Annotated in this window: 1 protein-coding gene; it reads left to right on the forward strand. The window is 70.8% G+C overall.

Going from position 1 to position 2901, the window contains the following annotated elements; translation table 11 throughout:
* The first annotated feature begins 198 nt into the window (after positions 1–198).
* The gene (locus AC1DZ6_RS22760; protein WP_477099387.1) at positions 199–2841 is read left to right on the forward strand and encodes a glycoside hydrolase family 3 C-terminal domain-containing protein; all 2643 of its coding nucleotides are present in this window, start codon (positions 199–201) and stop codon (positions 2839–2841) included.
* Positions 2842–2901: the final 60 nt, after the last annotated feature.

Here is a 2901-nt window from a genome sequence, read left to right on the forward strand (position 1 = left end):
GCGGAGAGAGGGGTTCCCGCCACAAGGGCGGGAATGACGGCAGAACTGGGGTGACGCTTGAGCGATCTCCGCCATCTCCAAGGTACCGCTACCTTTTCCACTGTCCCCATCGCCGGGCTTGTGTCTAGATAAGCCTCTGACACCGGTGTCGCGCCGGACGAGACGACCTTGCAAAGGTCGCGAGACGAGGGGAAACGCGTGAAGGCTTCAGCGATCAAACCATCGAGCCGCGTGCTCGTCCTGGCGGCCGGCCTGGCCCTGTCCGTGGCGGCGCCCAGCGCCCGCGCCCAGGCTCCGGCGGCCTTTCTCGACCCGTCCCTGAAGCCGCAGGCCCGCGCCGCCGCCCTGGTCTCGGCCATGACCTTGGAGGAGAAGGCCGGGCAGCTGAAGCACGCCGCCCCCGCCATCCCGCGCCTGGGGGTGCCGGCCTATAACTGGTGGAGCGAAGGGCTGCACGGCGTGGCCCGGGCCGGCGAGGCCACGGTCTTCCCGCAGGCGATCGGCATGGCGGCCACCTGGGACGCGCCGCTGATCCACGGGATCGCCGACACCATCGCCACCGAGTTCCGCGCCAAGTACGTGGAGAAACGCGCGCCCGACGGCGGCTCGGCCCAGTATCGCGGCCTGACCGTCTGGTCGCCCAACATCAACATCTTCCGCGACCCGCGCTGGGGCCGGGGCCAGGAGACCTGGGGCGAGGACCCGCACCTGACCGCCGAGCTGGGCGTGGCCTTCGCCACCGGCCTGCAGGGCGACGACCCCACCTATTACAAGACCGTCGCCACGGCCAAGCACTTCGCCGTCCACAGCGGTCCCGAGGCTGACCGCCATCGCGACGACATCCACCCCTCGCGCCATGACCTGGAAGACACCTACCTGCCGGCCTTCAAGGCCCTGGTGACCCGGGCCAAGGTGGAGTCGGTGATGTGCGCCTACAACGMCGTCGACGGCGTGCCGGCCTGCGCCAACACCGCCCTGCTGACGGAGCGGCTACGGCGCGACTGGGGCTTTTCCGGCCACGTGGTCTCGGACTGCGCGGCCATCGCCGACGTCTTCAAGACCACCTCGCATGGCTATGTGAAGACCCCGGCCCAGGCCGTGGCGGTCAGCGTCAAGGCCGGCACCGACCTGATCTGCGCCGAGTTCGGGGAAGACAAGAGCAGCGACATCGGCCCCATCGTCGACGCGGTCAAGGAAGGGCTGCTCAGCCAGGGCGAACTGGACCAGGCCGTCGAGCGACTGTTCATCGCCCGCCTGAAGCTGGGCCTGTTCGATCCGCCCGAGCGCGTGCCCTATTTCAAGATAACCGCCGCCGAGAACGACACCCCGGCCCACCGCGCCCTGTCGCTGGAGGCGGCCAAGGCCTCGCTGGTGTTGCTGAAGAACGACGGCCTGCTGCCGCTGAAGGCCGCCCCGGCCCGGATCGCGGTGATCGGTCCGAACGCCGACAGCCTGGACGCGCTGGTGGGCAACTACAACGGCACGCCATCCAAGCCGGTCACCGTGCTGGCGGGGCTGCGCGAGCGCTTCCCGGACGCCAGGATCGACTATGTCGAGGGCACGGGCTGGACCGCCGCGCCGCGCGAGGACGTGCCGAACGGCGTGCTGAAGGACCTGAAGGTCGAGACCTTCCAGGGCCTGGACCTGGCCGGACCGGCGACGGCGCCGGAAGCGGCGACCAACGCCTCGTTCGGCTGGGGCCGGCCTCAGCGCCAGGCACGGACGACCTCGATGCGCTGGACCGGCGTGCTGACGCCGACCGAGACGGGCGTCCACCGCTTCACGGTCAGCGGCGAGGGCGGCTATCGCGTCATCGTCGACGGCAAGACGATCGTCGACGCCTGGACGCGGGCCAAGGATTCCGCCCCGGACGGCGAGGTGGCCCTGACGGCCGGCAAGGCCAACGCCATCGTCGTCGAGGCCAACCAGTCGGGCGAGCGCGGCGAGCTGCGCCTGCAGTGGAGCCGGCCCAGCCGCGGCGCCGACGCGGCCGTGGCCGCCGCCGAGGCCGCCGACCTGGTGGTCTTCGTCGGCGGGCTGACCGCCAAGCTGGAAGGCGAAGAGATGTCGGTGCGGGCCCCCGGCTTCGTCGGCGGCGACCGCACCAGCCTGGACCTGCCCGCGCCGCAGGAAGGGCTTCTTGAGCGCTTGCACGGGGTTGGAAAGCCAGTCGTCCTTGTGCTGATGAACGGCTCGGCCCTGAGCGTGAACTGGGCCGACGCTCACCTGCCGGCCGTCGTCGAGGCCTGGTATCCGGGCGGCGAGGGCGGTCGCGCGGTCGCCGGCCTGCTGGCGGGCGACTTCAGCCCCTCGGGCCGCCTGCCCCTGACCTTCTACCGCTCGGCCGACCAACTGCCGCYGTTCAAGGACTATGGCATGGCCGGCCGCACCTATCGCTATTTCGGCGGCGAGGCGCTGTATCCGTTCGGCCATGGCCTGAGCTACACGCGGTTCGCCTATGGCGCGCCCGTGCTGGCGCGGACGGCGGTGAAGGCGGGCGGTGAGCAGGCTGTGTCGGTCGAGGTCACCAATAGCGGCGCGCGCGGCGGCGACGAGGTGGTGCAGCTGTACGTGTCGCGCGACGTGGCCGGCGCACCGGTCCGCTCGCTGCACGGCTTCATGCGTATCCACCTGAAGGCGGGCGAGACCAAGCGCGTTGCCTTCAAGCTGGACGCCCAGTCGATGAGCACGGTCGCGACCGACGGTTCGCGCAGCGTCCAGCCCGGACCGGTGAAGCTGTGGATCGGCGGCGGCCAGCCGGTCAGCCGACCGGGGATTGAGCGGGCGCCGGGCGTGGACGCGGCGTTCACGGTGGAGGGGACTAAGGGATTGGCGAACTAGGACCGGGGACATGCCCTCGCGGCGTGTCCCCATCAGCATCCACGGAGCCAAGACTTGGGG

This window comes from Caulobacter sp. P1_B12_2 (genome assembly GCF_056406675.1).